The sequence below is a fragment of the Enterobacter sp. FUJ80071 genome, assembly GCF_038739915.1.
In the GTDB taxonomy this organism is placed as follows: domain Bacteria; phylum Pseudomonadota; class Gammaproteobacteria; order Enterobacterales; family Enterobacteriaceae; genus Enterobacter; species Enterobacter kobei.
On sequence record NZ_JBBXKH010000001.1, the window covers coordinates 1591363 to 1611660 of the forward strand.

A 20298-nucleotide genomic window follows, 5' to 3' on the forward strand; every position below is an offset into this window, starting at 1 on the left:
ATGAGTGAATTTTCCCAGACAGTCCCCGAACTGGTTGCCTGGGCCAGGAAAAACGATTTCTCCATCTCGCTGCCGGTAGACAGACTCTCTTTCCTGCTGGCGGTTGCCACGCTGAACGGCGAACGGCTGGATGGCGAAATGAGCGAGGGTGAACTGGTGGATGCGTTCCGCCATGTCAGTGATGCGTTTGAGCAAACCAGCGAAACCATTAGCGTGCGTGCCAACAACGCAATCAACGATATGGTGCGTCAACGTCTGCTGAACCGCTTTACCAGCGAGCAGGCGGAAGGAAACGCCATCTATCGCCTGACGCCGTTGGGTATTGGCATCACCGATTACTACATTCGCCAGCGCGAATTTTCCACGCTGCGTCTTTCCATGCAGCTCTCGATCGTGGCGGGTGAGCTTAAGCGTGCCGCCGATGCTGCAGATGAAAACGGTGATGAATTCCACTGGCACCGCAACGTTTACGCGCCGCTGAAATATTCGGTGGCCGAGATTTTCGACAGCATCGATCTTACCCAGCGTTTGATGGACGAACAGCAGCAGCAGGTCAAAGACGACATCGCGCAGCTGCTGAATAAAGACTGGCGTGCGGCCATCTCCAGCTGCGAACTTTTACTGTCAGAAACCTCCGGTACACTGCGTGAACTGCAGGATACGCTGGAGGCGGCAGGGGATAAGCTGCAAGCCAACCTGCTGCGCATCCAGGACGCGACGCTGGCGCATGACGATCTGCATTTTATCGACCGTCTGGTGTTCGATCTGCAGAGCAAGCTCGACCGCATCATTAGCTGGGGACAGCAGTCGATCGACCTGTGGATCGGCTACGACCGACACGTGCATAAGTTTATCCGCACCGCGATTGATATGGATAAAAATCGCGTCTTTGCTCAGCGTCTGCGCCAGTCGGTTCAGACCTACTTCGATGCGCCATGGGCGCTGACCTACGCCAATGCCGATCGTCTGCTGGATATGCGCGACGAAGAGATGGCATTGCGCGATGAAGAGGTGACCGGTGAACTGCCGCCGGATCTGGAGTTCGAAGAATTCAACGAAATTCGTGAGCAACTTGCGGCGATGATCGAAGAACAGCTCGCTGTCTACAAAACCAGACAAGCTCCGCTGGATCTTGGACTCGTGGTGCGCGACTATCTGGCGCAATATCCGCGAGCGCGCCACTTCGACGTTGCCCGCATTGTGGTAGACCAGGCGGTGCGCCTGGGTATCGCGCAAGCAGATTTCACCGGACTGCCGCCGAAGTGGCAGCCAATTAACGATTACGGAGCCAAGGTACAGGCGCATGTCATTGACAAATATTGAACAAGTGATGCCGGTTAAGCTGGCACAGGCGCTGGCGAATCCGTTATTTCCGGCGCTGGACAGCCAGCTGCGTGCCGGTCGTCACATTGGCTTAGACGAGCTGGATAATCACGCCTTTTTGATGGACTTCCAGGAGTACCTGGAAGAGTTTTACGCCCGCTACAACGTGGAGCTGATTCGCGCGCCGGAAGGTTTTTTCTACCTGCGCCCGCGCTCCACGACGCTGATCCCGCGCTCCGTGCTCTCCGAGCTGGATATGATGGTCGGCAAAATTCTTTGCTATCTCTATCTCAGCCCGGAACGTCTGGCGAATGAAGGCATCTTCACCCAGCAGGAACTCTACGATGAGCTACTGACGCTGGCGGATGAGAGCAAGCTGCTCAAGCTGGTGAACAACCGTTCGACCGGATCGGATCTTGACCGTCAGAAATTACAGGAAAAGGTGCGCTCTTCCCTGAACCGTCTGCGTCGTCTGGGGATGGTCTGGTTTATGGGCCACGACAGCAGCAAATTCCGCATTACGGAATCAGTCTTCCGCTTCGGCGCCGATGTGCGTGCGGGGGATGACGCGCGTGAAGCGCAGCTTCGCATGATCCGTGACGGTGAAGCGATGCCGGTGGAAAACCATTTGCAGCTCAATGACGAGCATGAAGAGAATCTGCCGGATAGCGGGGAGGAAGAGTAATGATTGAACGCGGTAAATTTCGCTCACTAACTCTGATTAACTGGAACGGCTTCTTTGCCCGAACCTTCGATCTGGACGAGCTGGTCACGACGCTCTCCGGCGGTAACGGGGCGGGGAAATCCACCACCATGGCGGCGTTTGTGACGGCGCTGATCCCCGACCTGACGTTGCTTCACTTCCGTAACACCACTGAAGCAGGCGCGACAAGCGGCTCCCGCGATAAAGGTCTGCACGGTAAGCTGAAAGCGGGCGTCTGTTATTCCGTTCTGGACGTCATCAACTCTCGTCACCAGCGCGTGGTGGTGGGGGTTCGTTTGCAGCAGGTTGCCGGTCGCGACCGTAAAGTGGATATCAAACCGTTTGCTATCCAGGGGCTGCCAACCTCCGTGCAGCCGACCGCGCTGCTGACGGAAACCCTGAATGAACGCCAGGCGCGCGTGCTGACGTTACAGGAACTGAAAGACAAGCTCGAAGCCATTGAGGGCGTGCAGTTCAAGCAGTTCAACTCCATCACCGACTACCACTCCCTGATGTTCGATCTGGGCGTAGTGGCGCGTCGTCTGCGTACCGCTTCAGACCGTAGCAAATACTACCGTCTGATCGAAGCGTCCCTGTACGGCGGTATCTCCAGCGCCATTACCCGCTCCCTGCGCGACTACCTGTTGCCGGAGAACAGCGGCGTGCGTAAGGCGTTCCAGGATATGGAAGCGGCGCTGCGTGAAAACCGCATGACGCTGGAAGCGATTCGCGTGACCCAGTCAGACCGTGACCTGTTTAAACACCTGATCAGCGAAGCCACCAACTACGTGGCGGCGGACTACATGCGTCACGCCAATGAGCGCCGCGTCCATCTCGATCAGGCATTAGAATACCGCCGCGAACTGTTTACCTCCCGTAAACAGCTGGTGGCAGAGCAGTATAAGCACGTCGAAATGGCGCGCGAGCTGGGCGAGCACAACGGTGCTGAAGGTGATCTGGAAGCCGACTACCAGGCCGCCAGCGATCACCTGAACCTGGTGCAGACCGCGCTGCGCCAGCAGGAGAAAATCGAGCGCTACGAAGCGGATCTCGATGAGCTGCAAATTCGTCTCGAAGAGCAAAATGAAGTGGTGGCCGAAGCCGCCGAGATGCAGGAAGAGAACGAAGCCCGCGCCGAAGCCGCCGAGCTGGAAGTGGATGAGCTGAAAAGCCAGCTTGCTGATTACCAGCAGGCATTGGACGTGCAGCAGACGCGTGCGATTCAGTACACCCAGGCACTGCAGGCGTTACAGCGCGCGAAAGAGCTGTGCCATCTGCCTGACCTGACGCCGGAAAGCGCCGACGAGTGGCTGGATACCTTCCAGGCCAAAGAGCAGGAAGCCACCGAGAAACTGCTCTCTCTTGAACAGAAAATGAGCGTCGCGCAAACGGCGCACAGCCAGTTTGAACAAGCGTATCAGCTGGTGGTCGCCATTAATGGCCCGCTGGCGCGTAACGAAGCCTGGAACGTTGCCCGTGAACTGCTGCGCGACGGCGTCAACCAGCGCCATCTGGCCGAGCAGGTGCAGCCGCTACGTATGCGCCTGAACGAACTGGAACAGCGCTTGCGTGAGCAGCAGGAAGCCGAGCGTTTGCTGGCTGAGTTCTGTAAGCGTCAGGGTAAACATTACGATTTCGACGAGCTTGAGGCGCTGCATCAGGAGCTGGAAGCGCGTATCGCTGCGCTTTCCGATACGGTCTCCAGCGCCAGTGAGCAGCGCATGACCCTGCGCCAGGAGCTGGAACAGCTTCAGTCCCGTTCTAAAAGGCTCCTGGAGCGCGCGCCGGTCTGGCTGGCGGCGCAAAGCAGCCTTAACCAGCTCAGCGAACAGTGCGGCGAACAGTTCGAATCCAGCCAGCAGGTGACCGAATACCTGCAACAGCTGCTGGAGCGTGAGCGCGAAGCCATTGTTGAGCGTGATGAAGTCGGCGCACGTAAGCGTGACGTCGATGAAGAAATTGAGCGCTTAAGCCAGCCGGGCGGGTCAGAAGATCCGCGGCTCAATGCCTTAGCCGAGCGTTTTGGTGGCGTACTGCTGTCTGAGATTTACGACGATGTCGGCCTGGACGATGCGCCATACTTCTCCGCATTGTACGGTCCATCCCGTAACGCGATTGTGGTGCCGGATCTGTCGCTGATTTCTGACCAGCTCGCCGGGCTGGAAGATTGCCCGGAAGATCTCTATCTGATCGAAGGGGATCCGCAGTCGTTCGATGACAGCGTGTTTAGCGTTGACGAGCTGGAAAAAGCGGTGGTGGTGAAAATCGCTGACCGCCAGTGGCGTTACTCCCGCTTCCCGGAACTGCCGCTGTTTGGCCGTGCCGCGCGTGAAAGCCGTATTGAGAGCCTCCATGCCGAGCGTGAAACGCTGTCGGAACGTTTTGCGACCCTGTCGTTTGATGTACAGAAAACCCAGCGTCTGCATCAGGCGTTCAGCCGCTTTATCGGTAGCCATCTGGGTGTGGCGTTTGAAGCCGACCCGGAAGCGGAAATCCGCAAACTCAATACCCGCCGCGGCGAGCTGGAACGCGCCATTGCCAGTCATGAAAGTGACAACCAGCAGAGTCGCGTCCAGTTTGAACAGGCGAAAGAGGGCGTCGCGGCCCTTAACCGCATCCTGCCGCGCCTCAACCTGCTGGCAGATGACACGCTGGCCGATCGCGTGGATGAGATCCAGGAACGTCTGGATGAAGCCCAGGAAGCCGCGCGTTTCGTGCAGCAGCACGGCAATCAACTGGCGAAGCTGGAGCCCGTGGTGTCTGTCCTGCAGAGCGACCCGGAACAGTTCGAGCAGTTAAAAGAAGATTATGCCTGGTCGCAGCAGGTGCAGCGCGAAGCGCGTCAGCAGGCGTTTGCCCTGACGGAAGTCGTGCAGCGTCGCGCACACTTCGGCTATTCCGATTCGGCTGAAATGCTGAACGGTAACAGCGACCTGAATGAAAAGCTGCGTCAACGTCTTGAGCAGGCAGAAGCGGAACGTACCCGCGCACGCGAAGCGATGCGCAGCCACTCCGCTCAGCTTAATCAGTACAACCAGGTGCTGGCCTCGCTGAAAAGCTCCTTCGACACCAAGAAAGAGCTGTTAAACGACCTGCAGAAAGAGTTGCAGGACATTGGCGTCCGTGCCGACAGCGGGGCGGAAGAGCGCGCCCGTCTTCGTCGTGATGAACTGCATAGCCAGCTCAGCAACAACCGTGCGCGTCGTAATCAGCTGGAAAAAGCGCTGACCTTCTGCGAAGCCGAAATGGATAACCTGACCCGTCGCCTGCGCAAGCTGGAACGCGACTATCACGAGATGCGCGAGCAGGTGGTGACGGCGAAAGCGGGCTGGTGTGCGGTCATGCGGATGGTGAAAGACAACAACGTGGAACGTCGCCTGCACCGTCGCGAACTGGCGTACCTCTCAGCCGATGAGCTGCGTTCAATGTCGGATAAGGCGTTGGGTGCGCTGCGCCTGGCGGTGGCGGATAACGAGCACCTGCGCGATGTGCTGCGCATGTCAGAAGATCCGAAACGTCCTGAGCGTAAAATTCAGTTCTTCGTGGCGGTTTATCAGCATCTGCGTGAGCGTATTCGTCAGGATATCATCCGTACCGACGATCCGGTCGAGGCCATCGAACAGATGGAAATCGAGCTGGGGCGTCTGACGGAAGAGCTGACTTCGCGCGAGCAGAAGCTGGCTATCAGCTCCCGCAGCGTGGCGAATATTATTCGCAAGACCATTCAGCGTGAGCAGAACCGTATCCGCCAGCTGAACCAGGGTCTGCAGAGCGTGTCGTTTGGTCAGGTGAACAGCGTGCGTCTCAACGTCAACGTGCGTGAAGCCCACGCGACGCTGCTGGACGTGCTCTCTGAGCAGCACGAGCAGCACCAGGATCTGTTCAACAGCAACCGTCTGACCTTTTCTGAAGCGCTGGCGAAGCTGTACCAGCGTCTGAACCCGCAGATTGATATGGGTCAGCGCACGCCGCAAACCATCGGTGAAGAACTGCTGGATTACCGTAACTACCTGGAAATGGAAGTTGAGGTTAACCGTGGTTCAGACGGCTGGCTGCGTGCGGAATCCGGGGCGCTCTCTACCGGTGAAGCGATCGGTACCGGGATGTCCATTCTGGTGATGGTTGTACAGAGCTGGGAAGATGAAGCGCGCCGTCTGCGCGGTAAAGACATCTCTCCATGCCGCCTGCTGTTCCTGGATGAAGCGGCGCGTCTTGATGCCCGCTCTATTGCCACGCTGTTTGAGCTTTGCGAGCGTCTTGATATGCAGCTCATCATTGCGGCACCGGAAAACATCAGCCCTGAAAAAGGGACCACCTATAAACTGGTGCGTAAAGTGTTCCAGAACAGCGAACACGTTCATGTTGTCGGGTTGCGTGGTTTTGCGCCGCAGCCTCCGGAGTCATTGCCGGAAACCACGGCAGACGCTTCCTGAGGCGTTTTGTTACAAAGAGCGGCGCAAAAGCGCCGCTTTTTTTATTCACTTAACTTGTGCTTAGGGCTGCGTTATCTTTAAACTTCTTTACATAAGGTAAGGCAACAGGTTTGCCGTCTACCTATAATAAAAGAAAGCCCCACCGTGATGGGCATGTCGTGAAAACAGGGGGCAAGGGATGTTGCTAAAGAAAGAATGTGGTCGTCAGCTGTCTGCGCTGAGTTTATGCCTGGCAGTGATGTTTGCTCCACTGTTAACCGCCCAGGCCGACGAGCCTGAAATTGTGCCGACGGACAGCTCCGCAGCGACAGGCGCGCAGCCGACGTCATTGTCTCAGCCGCTGGAACAGTCTCCGGCGACCGCCGTCATGGCCGGCATTAAGCCGTTGCCGGAAGGCATCGATATCGAATCGCTTAGCCAGCAGCTCCTCTCAGGGTTGCCGTCAGGCTACACGCCCGCCTATATCAATCAGCTCACGCTGCTTTATGCTGCCCGGGACATGAAACCCATGTGGGAAGACCGTGATGCCGTGCGCGCGTTCCAGCAGCAGCTGGCAGAAGTGGCGATTGCGGGTTTTCAGCCGCAGTTTACGAAGTGGGTTGAGCTGTTAACCGATCCAGCCGTCACTGGCCAGGCGCGGGACGTGGTGCTTTCCGATGCCATGGTGGGCTATCTGCAGTTTGTGGCGGGTATTCCGGTCAACGGCAACCGCTGGTTATATAGCGATAAGCCCTACAAGCTGGCGACGCCAGCGCTGTCGGTTATCAACCAGTGGCAGCTGGCGCTGGATAATGGCGATCTGCCGCGCTTTATTGCCAGTTTCGCCCCAGCGCACCCGCAGTATGCCACCCTGCATGAGTCGCTCCTCGCGCTGGTGGGCGACTCGCGTCCCTGGCCGCAAATGCGGGGTACCGCGACGCTGCGTCCAGGCCAGTGGAGCAGCGATGTTCCTGCTCTGCGCGAAATCCTGAAACGCTCCGGTATTCTTGAGGGCGGGCCGAAGATTGCCCTGCCGGGCGACGATCCGCAAAGCGCGGTTGTGAGCCCGTCAGCGCCGGTGAAAGAGAAGAAGGCCGCTCTCCTGAGCGATAAACCTGCGGCATACGATCGCGAACTGGTTGCTGCGGTTAAGCAATTCCAGGCTGCGCAGGGGCTGGGTGCCGACGGGGTAATAGGTCCGTCAACGCGCGACTGGCTTAACGTCTCTCCTGCGCAGCGGGCAGGGGTGCTGGCACTGAATATTCAGCGTTTGCGCCTGCTGCCGGGCACCTTGTCCACAGGCATTATGGTGAATATTCCGGCCTATTCCCTGGTCTATTATCAGGATGGCAGCGAAAAACTGGCCTCGCGCGTCATTGTCGGGCGTCCGGATCGTAAAACACCGATGATGAGCAGCGCGTTAAATAACGTGGTGGTTAACCCACCGTGGAACGTGCCGCCGACGCTGGCACGTAAAGACATTCTGCCAAAGGTCTGGAACGATCCGGGTTATCTGGAACGTCATGGCTATACGGTGATGCGCGGCTGGAACAGTAAAGAGGCGATTGATCCTTACATGGTCGACTGGTCGACGATTACGGCTTCCAACCTGCCGTTCCGCTTCCAGCAGGCTCCCGGGGCGCATAACTCCCTGGGGCGTTACAAATTCAATATGCCGAGTTCAGATGCTATCTATCTGCACGATACGCCGAACCACAACTTGTTCCAGAAAGATACCCGCGCCCTCAGTTCAGGCTGCGTGCGCGTAAACAAAGCCTCGGAGCTGGCCAATATGCTGTTGCAGGATGCGGGCTGGAACGATACGCGTATTTCTGACGCCCTGAAACAGGGGGATACGCGCTACGTGAATATTCGACACAACATTCCGGTCAATCTTTACTATCTGACGGCGTTTGTGGGTGAAGACGGGCGCACTCAGTATCGTACAGATATTTACAATTATGATCTCACTGCGCGATCCGGCGCACAAATTTTGCCAAAAGCGGAACAATTAATCAGGTAAATGAAGTAGTTCGGGAAAAATGATTGTCGTAAGTTATGGTGAATAGGGGGCGATATCGCTGTAAGCCGCGTATTCACTGGGGTTGGGCGCCTTGACGTACCCCGTTTTGCCAGTTAAGGTGCCCTTCGTGCGCTAAGCATACTTACGATTTCATTGACCTGTAGACCTGATTATCATGGACAAATTTGACGCTAATCGCCGCAAACTGCTGGCGTTAGGTGGTGTTGCGCTTGGCGCAGCGGCCATCTTGCCGACGCCAGCATTTGCCACCCTCTCGACACCTCGTCCGCGAGTTTTAACGCTCAACAATCTTCATACCGGTGAGTCGCTAAAAGCGGAGTTTTTCGATGGCAGAGGCTATATTCAGGATGAATTAGCAAGACTCAACCATTTTTTCCGTGATTTCCGCGCGAATAAAGTAAAAGCCATCGACCCAGGATTGTTTGATCAGTTGTTCCGCCTTCAGGGCCTGCTGGGCACCAGGAAGCCCGTGCAGCTCATTTCTGGTTATCGCTCACTGGATACCAATAATGAACTACGCGCCCATAGCCGTGGGGTAGCGAAAAAAAGCTATCACACGAAGGGACAGGCAATGGATTTCCATATTGAAGGCGTTTCGTTAGCCAATATTCGCAAAGCTGCGTTATCTATGCGCGCAGGTGGTGTAGGATATTATCCCAGCAGCAACTTTGTGCATATTGATACCGGTCCGGTCCGGCACTGGTAATAACGAAACACAGGAGCAGTATGAACTATCGTATTATTCCGGTTACCGCGTTCTCCCAGAACTGTTCATTGATCTGGTGCGAGCAAACCAAACTGGCCGCGCTTGTTGATCCCGGCGGTGACGCCGAGAAAATCAAGCAGGACGTCGCCGACAGCGGTGTGACGCTGATGCAGATTTTACTGACGCATGGTCATCTCGATCATGTTGGCGCAGCGGCAGAGCTGGCACAGCATTTTGGTGTGCCGATCATCGGTCCGGAAAAAGAAGATGAGTTCTGGCTGCAGGGGTTACCTGCCCAAAGCCGCATGTTTGGCCTTGATGAGTGTCAGCCTCTGACGCCCGATCGCTGGCTGAACGAAGGAGAGCGCGTTAACGTAGGGAATGTGACTTTACAGGTGTTGCATTGTCCTGGGCATACGCCAGGCCATATCGTCTTCTTTGATGACCAGTCTCGTCTGCTGATTTCTGGCGACGTGATTTTCAAAGGCGGCGTAGGACGCAGCGATTTTCCGCGCGGCGATCACGGGCAGCTGATTCAGTCGATCAAACAGAAGTTATTGCCGCTGGGTGATGACGTGACGTTTATCCCTGGACACGGTCCGATGTCGACGCTGGGCTATGAACGGCTCCATAATCCGTTCCTTCAGGATGAGATGCCTGTCTGGTAAACCTGGTTAAATAAAAAAGCCTGCTGAACGCAGGCTTTTTTGTGGGCGTAAATTACAGTACGGCGACAATCGCTTCGCACAGAGGCGCCATGTTGTCAGGCGTCATCCCTGCCACGTTCACGCGACCGGAAGCCACGGCGTATACGCCAAACTCTTCACGCAGACGCAGAACCTGCTCTTTGGTCAGGCCGCTGAAAGAGAACATGCCGTTCTGTTTGATGATGAAGCTGAAGTCACGGTCTGCGCCTTTCTCGGCCAGAGTATTAACAAACAGCAGACGCATACGCTGGATACGCTGGCGCATATCGTTCAGCTCTTGTTCCCAGATCGCGCGCAGCGCATCGTTGCTGAGAATGGTCGCAACAACGGACGCACCGTGTGCCGGTGGGTTAGAGTAGTTCGCGCGGATAACCGATTTCATCTGGCTGAAGGCACGATCGACGGTTTCGTCGTTAGCCGCAACCAGCGTACAGGCACCTACACGCTCATTGTACAGACCGAAGTTCTTGGAGTAGGAGCTGGCAACGATCAATTCCTGGTGCACGGCTGCAAAAGCGCGCAGGCCTTCTGCATCTTCTTCCAGTCCACGGGCGAAGCCCTGATAGGCGAAGTCAAACAGCGGCAGCCAGCCTTTCTCTACGGAGAGTTTAGCCAGCTGTTCCCACTGCTCAAGCGTCGGGTCGATACCGGTTGGGTTATGGCAGCAGCCGTGGAACAGCACCACATCACCCGCCTGCGCTTCGTTCAGGCTTGCCAGCAGGCCATCAAAGTCGAGAGCATGGTTTGCCGCATCGTAGTAAGCGTATTCGCGCACTTCCAGACCTGCAGAGTTAAAGACGCTCTTGTGGTTCGGCCAGCTTGGGTTGCTCACCCAGACACGCTTAACAGAGGTGTTTTTCGCAAGGAAATCCGCCGCCACACGCAGTGCGCCGGTACCGCCTGGTGTCTGTGCTGTACGCGCACGTTTGTCACTCACAATTGCGCTACCTTTACCGAACAGCAGCTCCTGCGTGCAGCGACCAAATTCAGGAATACCATCAATACCGAGGTAGTTTTTGGTGGTTTCATTTTCCAGCAGATACTGCTCAGCTTTCTTTACGCTGGTCAGTACCGGGGTTTTGCCGGTTTCATCTTTATATACACCAATACCCAGGTTGATTTTGCCAGGGCGGTCGTCGGCACGAAACAGATCGGCCAGGCCCAGAATTGGGTCGGCAGGAGCGGCGGTAATGTTCTCAAACATGACGAAGTTCCATTGTGATTACAGAAGTGAAATCCGCTATCAGGTTAACGGTAGATTTACAAAATGCCAACCGTTTGCGACGAAAAGCGTGCGGCTTTTCAAAAGTCGCCATTATTTTCTGTCAGGCATAAAAAAACAGGGCCGAAGCCCTGTTCATTAAGCATATAACAAAGTGGTGTTCTGATTAGAACTGGTAGGTTACACCCACAGCAGCCATATCGTCGTTGCCGTTCAGACCGCCAACCGCTTTCGCGTAGTCGGTGTCTTTGTCCAGCAGGTTGATGTAGTAGTCAGCCCACACGTTGAAGTTTTTGTTGAAGTAGTAAGTGGTACCCACCTGGATGAATTTAGCCAGGTCTGCATCGCCACCGCTGAAGCCGCCGACGGCAGCCAGGTCTTTACCTTTGGTCTGCACGTAGGAGATGGCTGGACGCAGGCCGAAGTCGAACTGGTACTGAGCAACCACTTCGAAGTTCTGCGTTTTGTTAGCAAAACCAGCATCACCGCTAGAACCGGTACGGGTGGTGTTACGGGTTTCTGCATAGGTGGTTGCCAGGTACAGGTTGTTAGCGTCATATTTCAGACCAACACCCCATGCTTCAGCTTTGTCACCCTGACCATCAGCTTTCTGGTTCAGAGTACGGTTAGCGTTGCTGTAAGATGCGATTGCACCGAAGCCTTCGCCGAAGTCGTAACCCAGGGAGTAACCTACGCCGTCACCGTTAGAGGTTTTAACGTCAGCACGGTCGTTTTTACCCTGGTACTGTACGCCCAGGCTCAGGACCGTCAACCAGACCGAAGAAATCGCTGTTACGGTAGGTCAGCAGGCCGGTGCTACGGCTGGTCATAAAGTTATCAACGTAGTTACCGCCCCAGGTCATACCTGAGAAGGACGGTGCCATATCGGTGTATGACTCAACGTCGTAAACGATACCGTAGTTACGACCGTAGTCGATGCTGCCAGCGTCACCCGCTTTCAGACCGGCAAAGGCCAGACGGTTTTTGTTTTTCTGTGCAGTGTTTTCCGCATCATTGGCCATGAAGCGGTATTCCCACTGGCCGTAACCGGTCAGCTGGTCGTTGATCTGAGTTTCGCCTTTGAAACCGATCTGCGCGTAAGTTGCGTCGTTGTTGTTAGTGTTATCACCAGAGGTCACGAAATCGTGCTCGGCGTTAACTTTCCCGTAGAAGTCCAGTTTGTTGCCGTTCTTGTTATAGATTTCTGCAGCGTTAGCTGCACCGGCTACCAGCAGGGCAGGGATTACCACTGCCAGAATATTGCGCTTCATCATTATTTATTACCCTCATTGGTTTTTTTATGACACTCGCCACTGCCGTCAATAAATTCTGTCAATAAATATTTCCGGAACTATTGATGAGAGTTAGGTGTCTTTATGTATCTGACAGGCATCTTTCCATTCACCGAAGCGTTTCGCTAGCCTGAAAGTGCTACAATTCTCAAGATTAAGTTACAAAAAGAAAATATGTGTAACTAAATGTGTATTTTTCGGAACTTTGTGAACCATCTCAAATTTCAGAACGCCCTGGCGAATTAAACAGCAGATTGTTTCCTATATATATGAATTCCTTATGATTAATTTGGATAAAGGCAATTCCTATAAACAGATGTTAAACGACTCGTTTTTTCTTATGACCGAAAAAAGACTTCTGGATGGCTGAAAAAGTGGTTGAAAATTGTGCTATTGCTTGAGGGTGTAATAATCGCAATAAGAATAGGGTTTATTTTTTGTGGCTAGATGTTTCTCGGAAACAAAACGTAACAGGTAGTGGTTGTGACGGGGTGGTGCTTTAAAAACACTGACTTTGCGCTGACGAAAACTGACAGTGCAGAATAAAATAATGGCCAGCAAATGCTGGCCATGGTCTGTTTTTTTGCTCTTAGAAGCTGGCGTTACGTGGCGTACGCGGGAACGGAATCACATCACGCACGTTCTGAACACCGGTAACGTAGGCGATCAGACGCTCGAAGCCCAGGCCGAAACCTGAATGCGGAACGGTGCCGTAACGACGAAGATCGCGATACCAGCTGTAGTCCGCAGGATTGAGACCCATCTCTTCCATGCGCGCGTCCAGCACATCCAGACGTTCTTCACGCTGAGAACCACCGATGATTTCACCGATGCCAGGCGCCAGGACGTCCATCGCTGCGACGGTTTTACCGTCTTCGTTAAGGCGCATATAGAAGGCCTTGATGTCTTTCGGGTAGTTTTTAACGACAACCGGCGCTTTGAAATGTTTCTCGGCCAGATAGCGTTCGTGCTCAGACGCCAGGTCAACGCCCCAGTAAACCGGGTTCTCGAACTTCTCACCGCATTTCTCGAGGATCGCAACCGCGTCGGTATAGTCCACCTGCGCAAAGTCGGCAGAGACAAAACGTTCCAGACGGGCGACCGCATCGCTGTCTACGCGCTCAGCGAAGAACTTCATATCGTCCGGACGCTCTTCCAGCACCGCTTTGAAGACGTACTTCAGCATCGCTTCTGCCAGACCGGCGACATCGTCGAGGTTAGCAAACGCCACTTCCGGCTCCAGCATCCAGAATTCCGCCAGGTGGCGGCTGGTGTTGGAGTTTTCAGCACGGAAGGTTGGGCCGAAGGTATAAATCTTAGACAGTGCACAGGCGTAGGTTTCGCCGTTGAGCTGACCGGATACCGTCAGGAAGGCCTCTTTACCAAAGAAGTCTTTGTCATAGTCCACTTTACCTTCTGGCGTGCGCGGCAGGTTTTCCATGTCCAGCGTCGAGACGCGGAACATTTCACCCGCACCTTCCGTATCGGAAGCGGTGATCAGTGGGGTAGACACCCAGAAGTAACCCTGCTCATCGAAGAAGCGATGCAGCGCCTGAGCCAGCGTATGGCGCACGCGTGCCACCGCGCCGATCAGGTTGGTACGTGGACGCAGGTGCGCCACTTCACGCAGGTACTCGATGCTGTGACGTTTTGCCGCCATCGGGTAGGTGTCCGGATCTTCAACCCAGCCGGTCACTTCAATCGCAGAGGCCTGAATTTCGAAACTCTGGCCCTGACCCGGAGACGCCACAACCACGCCGGTCACAATGACGGAACAGCCGGTTGTCAGGTGCAGAACGTCATCATTGTAATTGGGCAGAGAATTATTAATGACGGCCTGTACAGGATCAAAGCAGGAACCGTCATAGACGGCGAGGAAGGAGATGCCAGCTTTAGAATCTCGGCGGGTACGCACCCATCCGCGCACGGTGACTTCCTGGTCAACGGCGACACGGCCCTGGAGTACGTCGGCTACAGGCACAACGCTCATAATATTCTCTCTGTTAATAGTCGGAAAAAATAAACACTTGTCCACCCTTATGGGGGGATATCTATGTTACCTGCCATCCGCTATCAGACAAGTAAATTTCGCAGTCAAAAGAGAAGAATTGAGAAATAAATAAGGGAAGGGAGCCCTTCAGGCTCCCGTAAGCGCTTAACTGGCTTTTTTGATCTGCGGGAGATCGAAGGCTTTGCGCAATGCGCGGACAAACGCTTTGTCATGGCAGATGGTTTTACCCGGGCTGTCGGAGAGTTTCGCCACCGGCTTGCCGTTACATTCCACCAGCTTTATCACAATATTCAGAGGTTTTACCTGAGGAATGTCGCAGGTCAAACGGGTACCAATCCCGAAGCTCAGGTTCACTCGGGTGTTGAAATGGCGATAAAGTTCAACCGCTTTCGACAGGTCAAGATTATCGGAGAAAACCAGCACCTTACTCATCGGGTCAATGCCGAGTTTTTGGTAATGGGCTATCGCCTTCTCGCCCCATTCAACCGGGTCCCCGGAATCGTGGCGTAACCCCTGATAACGCTCAGCAAACTCGGGTCCGAAGTCACGCAGGAAGGCATCCATCGTAATGCAGTCGGTGAGGGCGATCCCGAGTTGATTCGGGTACTCCTCAAGCCATGCGGCGAGGGCCGCGCGCTGGCTGTTAGCCAGATCCGGGCTGATTTGCTGATGCGCCTGGAACCACTCGTGCGCCTGGGTGCCCATCGGCGTCAGGTTGAGGCGACGCGCCAGGTCGTAGTTACTGGTGCCCACGAACCACGGCTCCTGCTGCAGACGTTTAACGATGGCCTGCTGAACCTCGCGAGAGAAACGGCGACGGGTGCCGAAATCCATCAGGCGGAAGCGGGACATATCCAGCCCTTCGGTCAGCGTGGTGAAGGCTGCAAGTTTATTTTCCAGCGAGGCGACCGCCTGGGTGACACCCATTTCCGGCGAACGGTAGCGGTGAGCCAACTCGCTGATCACTGCCAGCAGCGGCACTTCCCACATGATCACTTCCCGCCACGGACCTTCAAGGCGAATATCCAGCTTGCCGTTCTCGTTGGTCACGGTGACCTGCTCCGGCTTATAGCGGAAATCACGCAGCCAGTTCAGGTAATCGGTTTTAAAGAAAGGCAGGCCAGAAAGCCACTGGTATTCATCGTCCTGCAGCGTCAGATGCTGCATCGCATCGACCTGTTCACGAATGGAGTCTGCGTAGATACCGAGCAAATCGTCACCACGGCAGCGGAATTCCGCCGCGACGTGAACGTCATAGTAATGGTGGAAAACGGCTTGCTGCATATGCAGTTTATACGCGTCGGTATCCAGCAACGTATGCAGAACCGGAGAAGCGAATTGAGTCATAGGTGCGCTGTAGCATCCTCTCACGGGAGCGTTTAGTACAATAAACAACTCCGGAGTATACCTTGTTTAGTGATTTATTGAACCCCGATCACAACATAAGCACACTTTATGGTCGAGGGCATTTTGTGCCCCGTGTTATACAAATGTAGCGAAAAAGGTGTTTCTGCCTGAAAAGATGAACATTCTGCATAGCGCGTTTTGCGCAACAGGAATATATTGAAACGTTACTCGACAAACGATGCATAAGGTTTTCTATGACACAACAGCCACAAGCCAAATACCGCCACGACTACCGTGCGCCGGAATACCTGATTAGCGATATCGACCTGACGTTTGACCTGGATGCCATAAAAACCGTCGTGACGGCGGAGAGTCAGGTGACGCGCCACAGTGCAACTGCCGTGCCGCTGCGTCTCGATGGCGAAGACCTGACGCTGGTCTCCCTGCATATTAATGATGAACCCTGGTCAGACTATAAAGAAGAAGGCAACCAGCTGGTCATCGACAACCTGCCGGAACGCTTTACGCTGCGCATCGTGAATGAAATCAGCCCTTCAGCCAACACGGCGCTGGAAGGGCTTTACCAGTCAGGCGTGGCTCTGTGTACCCAGTGTGAAGCCGAAGGTTTCCGCCATATCACCTGGTACCTGGACCGCCCGGACGTCCTGGCGCGCTTCACGACGAAAATCATCGCCGATAAAACGCTTTATCCGTTCCTGCTCTCCAACGGTAACCGCGTCGGTGAGGGCGAACTGGAAAATGGTCGTCACTGGGTGCAGTGGCAGGATCCGTTCCCTAAACCGTGCTACCTCTTTGCGCTGGTGGCGGGTGATTTTGATGTGCTGCGCGATACGTTCAAAACCCGCTCCGGGCGTGAAGTGGCGCTGGAGCTGTTTGTTGACCGTGGCAACCTTGACCGCGCACCGTGGGCGATGACCTCGCTCATCAACTCCATGAAGTGGGACGAAGAACGTTTCGGCCTCGAATACGACCTCGACATCTATATGATCGTCGCCGTCGATTTCTTCAACATGGGCGCGATGGAGAATAAAGGTCTCAACATCTTTAACTCCAAATACGTACTGGCACGTACCGACACCGCTACCGATAAAGACTACCTTGATATCGAACGCGTCATCGGCCACGAGTATTTCCATAACTGGACCGGTAACCGCGTCACCTGCCGTGACTGGTTCCAGCTGAGCCTGAAAGAGGGACTGACCGTCTTCCGCGATCAGGAATTCAGCTCCGATCTGGGCTCTCGTGCGGTAAACCGTATCAACAACGTCCGCACTATGCGCGGCCTGCAGTTTGCGGAAGATGCCAGCCCAATGGCGCACCCAATCCGTCCGGATAAAGTCATTGAGATGAACAACTTCTACACCCTGACGGTGTATGAGAAGGGCGCTGAAATTATCCGTATGATCCACACCCTGCTGGGCGAAGAGAACTTCCAGAAAGGGATGCAACTCTATTTTGAGCGTCATGACGGCAGCGCGGCGACCTGTGACGATTTTGTGCAGGCGATGGAAGATGCCTCTAACGTGGATCTCTCGCACTTCCGCCGCTGGTACAGCCAGGCCGGGACACCGATTGTCACCGTTAAAGACGACTACAACCCGGAAACCGAGCAATACACCCTGACCATCAGCCAGCGCACGCCGCCAACCGCCGAGCAGGAAGAAAAACATCCGCTGCACATCCCGTTCAGCATTGAGCTGTATGACAACGAAGGCAAAGTGATCCCGCTGCAGAAGGGCGGTCATCCGGTACACCACGTACTGAACGTAACCCAGGCAGAGCAGACCTTTATCTTCGATAACGTCTATTTCCAGCCGGTGCCAGCGCTGCTGTGCGAATTCTCAGCCCCGGTGAAGCTGGAGTACAAGTGGAGCGATCAGCAGCTGACGTTCCTGATGCGTCACGCCCGCAACGATTTCTCCCGCTGGGATGCCGCGCAGAGTCTGCTGGCGACCTACATCAAGCTGAACGTGAACCGTTACCAGCAGGGCCAGCCGCTGACGCTGCCGGTGCATGTAGCAGACGCGTTCCGTGCGATCCTGCTGGATGAATCTATTGATCCGGCGCTGGCGGCTGAAATTCTGACCCTGCCGTCGGCAACTGAAATTGCCGAGCTGTTTGACATCATTGACCCGATTGCCATCGTGGCCGTGCGTGAAGCGCTGACCCGCACGCTGGCTGCTGAACTGGCGGACGAATTCCTCGCCATCTATAACACCAATAAGCTTGATGCTTATCGCGTTGAGCACGCGGACATTGGTAAACGTTCTCTGCGTAACACCTGCCTGCGTTATCTGGCGTTTGGTGAAACCGAGCTGGCGAACACGCTGGTGAGCACGCAGTATCATAAAGCGGACAATATGACCGACGCGCTGGCCGCGCTGGCGGCGAGCGTTGCCGCTGAACTGCCGTGCCGCGATGCGCTGATGCAGGAGTACGACGACAAGTGGCACCAGGATGGTCTGGTGATGGACAAATGGTTCATTCTGCAGGCGACCAGCCCGGCGGCCGATGCGCTCAGCAAAGTCCGCAGCCTGCTGAAGCACCGTTCGTTCACCATGAGTAACCCGAACCGCGTGCGTTCCCTGATTGGTGCGTTTGCCAGCAGCAACCCGGCCGCGTTCCACGCGGAGGACGGCAGCGGTTATCAGTTCATGGTGGAAATGCTGACCGAACTGAACAGCCGTAACCCGCAGGTGGCGTCGCGTCTGATTGAGCCGCTGATCCGTCTGAAACGCTACGATGCGAAGCGTCAGGCGAAAATGCGTGCCGCGCTTGAACAGCTGAAAGGGCTGGAAAACCTGTCCGGCGATTTGTACGAGAAGATCGCGAAAGCCTTAGCGTGATGTAAAAAAGCCCGGTGGGCAGGTAAAAGCAAAACGGCAACCCAGGTTGCCGTTTTTTGTGTTTTCTCCCTCTCCCTGTGGGAGAGGGCCGGGGTGAGGGCATCAGGCATTAGCCTTAACTCGCTGTAACTCCGTTCCCCCGCGCTTCATCACCCGATCCAGCACTTCTGCCTCCAGCTCCGCCAGTCTTGCCGAACCGACACGACGAGGACGTGGAAGATCCACTGTCAGATCCAGACCAATTTTTCCGTCTTCTATTAACAGCACCCGGTCGGCCATCGCCACGGCTTCGCTGACGTCATGCGTGACCAGCAGAACCGTGAATCCATGCGTCTGCCACAGGGATTCAATCAGATCCTGCATTTCGATCCGCGTTAAGGCGTCGAGCGCGCCGAGCGGCTCATCAAGCAACAGCAGGCCCGGACGATGAATCAACGCCCGTGCCAGCGCCACGCGCTGCTTCTGCCCACCCGACAGCGCAGCAGGCCATTCACCGGCGCGGTTTTCCAGTCCGACGGCGGCCAGCGCCTGACGGGCTTCATCCCGCCAGTGTCCTTTGAGCCCCAGCCCGACGTTATCAATCACCGTCTTCCAGGGCAGCAGTCGCGCATCCTGAAACATCATGCGGGTATCGTCCTGAATAGTGGCCAGCGGCGTTGTCCCTGCCAGAATGTCGCCGCCGTTGGGGGATTCCAGTCCGGCCAGAAGGCGCAGCAGCGTACTCTTGCCGCCGCCGCTGCGCCCGACAATGGCCACAAACTGCCCGGCGGGAATATGCAGATCCAGCGCGTTAAGAATGGTGTTTTCGCCGTAGCGTTTGGTCACGCCGTTTAGCAGTAACGGTGTCCCCTGATTCAGTCGTGCCGTATTCATGCTTTCGCCTCCTGAAGGGTATACGCCGGGTTCCAGCGTAGCCAGCTGCGTTCCAGCCACTGGGCGCTGAAGTCGGCCAGTTTGCCGAGCAGGGCATAAAGGATAATGGCAACCACCACGACGTCCGTTTGCAGGAACTCGCGGGCATTCATCGCCAGGTAGCCGATACCAGAGTTAGCCGAAATGGTTTCCGCGACAATCAGCGTCAGCCACATCAGGCCGAGGGCAAAACGCACTCCGACCATGATGGAGGGCAGGGCGCCCGGCAGGATCACGTGTAGAAAGAGCGAAAAACCCGACAAGCCATAGCTTCGCGCCATCTCCACCAGGCCGCGATCGATATTGCGGATGCCGTGCCAGGTATTAATGTAAATCGGGAACAGCGTGCCCAGCGCCACGAGGAAGATCTTCGCGCTCTCATCAATCCCAAACCACAGAATGACCAGCGGGATCAGCGCCAGATGCGGCACGTTACGCAACATCTGAATGGAGGTATCCAGCAGCCGCTCACCCCAGCGGGAAAGACCGCTGATCAACCCCAGCACCAGGCCGATGCTGCCGCCAATAGAAAACCCAATCACCGCGCGCCAGGAACTGATCGCCAGATGCTGCCACAGCTCACCGCTGACGCTCAGCGACCAGAACGCTTCTACAACGCCCTCAGGAGAGGGCAGAATACGGCTCGACAGCCAGCCGGTGGATGATGCGAGCTGCCAGAGAGCCACAATGCCGACGGGTAAAAACCACGGCGCGGCGCGCAGCAGCCATTTTTGTGAGGTGGCAGACATGGT

General features: G+C 55.5%; 12 protein-coding genes and 1 pseudogene. 7 read left to right on the plus strand and 6 right to left on the minus strand.

What is annotated here, in order from left to right; translation table 11 throughout:
- From mukF to AAER43_RS07590, 6 genes are all read left to right on the plus strand, one after another.
- Positions 1–1323 (plus strand): chromosome partition protein MukF, encoded by a 1323-nt coding sequence (gene mukF, locus AAER43_RS07565; protein WP_014883227.1) that lies wholly within the window; start codon positions 1–3, stop codon positions 1321–1323.
- Entirely contained in the window at positions 1304–2008 is a 705-nt protein-coding gene (mukE, locus tag AAER43_RS07570) for a chromosome partition protein MukE (RefSeq protein WP_008499954.1), read from the plus strand. Before mukF ends, mukE begins: the two co-directional genes overlap by 20 nt.
- Positions 2008–6459 carry a chromosome partition protein MukB gene (gene mukB, locus AAER43_RS07575; RefSeq protein ID WP_057057635.1) on the plus strand — a complete coding sequence of 1484 codons (4452 nt, stop codon included), beginning with the start codon at positions 2008–2010 and terminating at the stop codon, positions 6457–6459. The genes mukE and mukB overlap by 1 nt, the downstream gene beginning before the upstream one ends.
- A 178-nt stretch (positions 6460–6637) precedes the next feature.
- Complete coding sequence (gene ldtD / locus AAER43_RS07580) at positions 6638–8461, plus strand: L,D-transpeptidase (RefSeq protein WP_057057636.1); 1824 nt, start codon at positions 6638–6640, stop codon at positions 8459–8461.
- A 175-nt stretch (positions 8462–8636) separates the two neighbouring features.
- The gene (locus tag AAER43_RS07585) at positions 8637–9188 is read left to right on the plus strand and encodes a YcbK family protein (protein WP_014883230.1); all 552 of its coding nucleotides are present in this window, start codon (positions 8637–8639) and stop codon (positions 9186–9188) included.
- Positions 9189–9208: 20 nt separating this feature from the next.
- Positions 9209–9856, plus strand: a complete 648-nt coding sequence (locus AAER43_RS07590; protein WP_047027823.1) for an MBL fold metallo-hydrolase — start codon at positions 9209–9211, stop codon at positions 9854–9856.
- A gap of 52 nt (positions 9857–9908) precedes the next feature.
- Here the strand turns inward: AAER43_RS07590 and aspC are convergent, their stop codons facing one another.
- The 4 genes and pseudogenes from aspC to pncB form a co-directional block, all read right to left on the minus strand.
- The gene (gene aspC / locus AAER43_RS07595) at positions 9909–11099 is read right to left on the minus strand and encodes an aspartate transaminase (RefSeq protein ID WP_014883232.1); all 1191 of its coding nucleotides are present in this window, start codon (positions 11097–11099) and stop codon (positions 9909–9911) included.
- A 184-nt stretch (positions 11100–11283) separates the two neighbouring features.
- Positions 11284–12391: pseudogene (locus tag AAER43_RS07600) on the minus strand (porin).
- Between the two features lie 607 nt (positions 12392–12998).
- Entirely contained in the window at positions 12999–14399 is a 1401-nt protein-coding gene (gene asnS / locus AAER43_RS07605) for an asparagine--tRNA ligase (protein WP_014883234.1), read from the minus strand.
- A gap of 165 nt (positions 14400–14564) precedes the next feature.
- Complete coding sequence (gene pncB / locus AAER43_RS07610; protein ID WP_050861621.1) at positions 14565–15767, minus strand: nicotinate phosphoribosyltransferase; 1203 nt, start codon at positions 15765–15767, stop codon at positions 14565–14567.
- A gap of 254 nt (positions 15768–16021) precedes the next feature.
- On the opposite strand from pncB, the gene pepN reads away from it, so the two are divergent.
- Positions 16022–18634: an aminopeptidase N gene (pepN, locus tag AAER43_RS07615; RefSeq protein WP_045134656.1), complete on the plus strand. Its 2613-nt coding sequence runs from the start codon at positions 16022–16024 to the stop codon at positions 18632–18634.
- 102 nt (positions 18635–18736) lie between these two features.
- Here pepN and ssuB read toward each other — a convergent pair whose 3' ends face one another.
- Both ssuB and ssuC read right to left on the minus strand, forming a co-directional pair.
- Positions 18737–19507: an aliphatic sulfonates ABC transporter ATP-binding protein gene (gene ssuB / locus AAER43_RS07620; protein WP_014883237.1), complete on the minus strand. Its 771-nt coding sequence runs from the start codon at positions 19505–19507 to the stop codon at positions 18737–18739.
- On the minus strand, positions 19504–20295 hold the full coding sequence (ssuC, locus tag AAER43_RS07625; RefSeq protein ID WP_032637062.1) for an aliphatic sulfonate ABC transporter permease SsuC: 792 nt from the start codon (positions 20293–20295) through the stop codon (positions 19504–19506). Before ssuC ends, ssuB begins: the two co-directional genes overlap by 4 nt.
- Between the last annotated feature and the right edge of the window lie 3 nt (positions 20296–20298).

Excerpts from the sequence above, each read along its gene's own strand:
- mukF (WP_014883227.1), top strand. The coding sequence starts at position 1 with ATGAGTGAATTTTCCCAGACAGTCCCCGAACTGGTTGCCTGGGCCAGG.
- mukE (WP_008499954.1), top strand. The coding sequence starts at position 1,304 with ATGTCATTGACAAATATTGAACAAGTGATGCCGGTTAAGCTGGCACAG.
- mukB (WP_057057635.1), top strand. The coding sequence starts at position 2,008 with ATGATTGAACGCGGTAAATTTCGCTCACTAACTCTGATTAACTGGAAC.
- ldtD (WP_057057636.1), top strand. The coding sequence starts at position 6,638 with ATGTTGCTAAAGAAAGAATGTGGTCGTCAGCTGTCTGCGCTGAGTTTA.
- AAER43_RS07585 (WP_014883230.1), top strand. The coding sequence starts at position 8,637 with ATGGACAAATTTGACGCTAATCGCCGCAAACTGCTGGCGTTAGGTGGT.
- AAER43_RS07590 (WP_047027823.1), top strand. The coding sequence starts at position 9,209 with ATGAACTATCGTATTATTCCGGTTACCGCGTTCTCCCAGAACTGTTCA.
- aspC (WP_014883232.1), bottom strand. The coding sequence starts at position 11,099 with ATGTTTGAGAACATTACCGCCGCTCCTGCCGACCCAATTCTGGGCCTG.
- asnS (WP_014883234.1), bottom strand. The coding sequence starts at position 14,399 with ATGAGCGTTGTGCCTGTAGCCGACGTACTCCAGGGCCGTGTCGCCGTT.
- pncB (WP_050861621.1), bottom strand. The coding sequence starts at position 15,767 with ATGACTCAATTCGCTTCTCCGGTTCTGCATACGTTGCTGGATACCGAC.
- pepN (WP_045134656.1), top strand. The coding sequence starts at position 16,022 with ATGACACAACAGCCACAAGCCAAATACCGCCACGACTACCGTGCGCCG.
- ssuB (WP_014883237.1), bottom strand. The coding sequence starts at position 19,507 with ATGAATACGGCACGACTGAATCAGGGGACACCGTTACTGCTAAACGGC.
- ssuC (WP_032637062.1), bottom strand. The coding sequence starts at position 20,295 with ATGTCTGCCACCTCACAAAAATGGCTGCTGCGCGCCGCGCCGTGGTTT.